Genomic DNA, 687 nt, shown 5'->3' with positions numbered 1-687 from the left:
CATGCCGACAGCGGTGATGGCCCAGCCGATCAGTACCGCACCGACATCGGCCCTAGCCGCGACGTTTTGCGGCAGGGAAAAGATCCCACCACCGATCATCGACCCCACCACCAGTGCGACCAACGCGCCCAGTGGCAACTTTTCAGTCGGTGGCGACATTTCCCCTCGCTATTTAATAATTAAATAAAAGCCGATAGCGTTTTTGAATAACGCGCGCATTGCAAAGTCCGTTGTCTTATTTATCAGCCACTATTCAATGGCGCTAAATAAAAATACCAGGACAGCCACCTACAAAATAGTTGCGGCTCAGTGGAAATCAACTAGCGTGAATATCCTACGGAAACGCAATCACCCAGCGCCCCTGCAAAAAGCCTCTGGAATAGGCTTTTTGTGCATCTAAACACGCCAACGGACGCTTTAAGTTCTTCATTACAATGGAATGTTGTCATGCACTGATCCAGATCAGCTAATTAACTTTCAAATCGACTTAGTCTGTTGACTCTCTTCTCCTGCATTGGAGTCTCGCATATGTCTGATACCCCCGAAAAACTTCGATTGGGTGCGTTGGTCGCATTGGTCGTCGGCTCAATGATCGGCGGGGGAATCTTTTCCCTGCCACAAAACATGGCAGCCAGTGCCGATGTCGGCGCGGTGCTGATCGGCTGGGCCATCACCGCCGTCGGCATG

At 51.1% G+C, this 687-nt stretch carries 2 pseudogenes; one reads left to right on the top strand and one right to left on the bottom strand.

Going from position 1 to position 687, the window contains the following annotated elements:
• Positions 1-159, bottom strand: a pseudogene (locus tag HU767_RS28545) (arginine-ornithine antiporter); the annotation flags it as partial.
• Between the two features lie 369 nt (positions 160-528).
• Between HU767_RS28545 and HU767_RS28540 the strand changes: the two are divergent.
• A pseudogene (locus HU767_RS28540) lies at positions 529-687 on the top strand (arginine-ornithine antiporter); the annotation flags it as partial.

Source organism: Pseudomonas sp. SWRI179 (assembly GCF_014268705.1).
GTDB classification, from domain to species: Bacteria; Pseudomonadota; Gammaproteobacteria; order Pseudomonadales; family Pseudomonadaceae; genus Aquipseudomonas; species Aquipseudomonas zanjanensis.
Note: the sequence above shows the minus strand (reverse complement) of the source record. Positions and strands in the feature narration are given on the sequence as shown.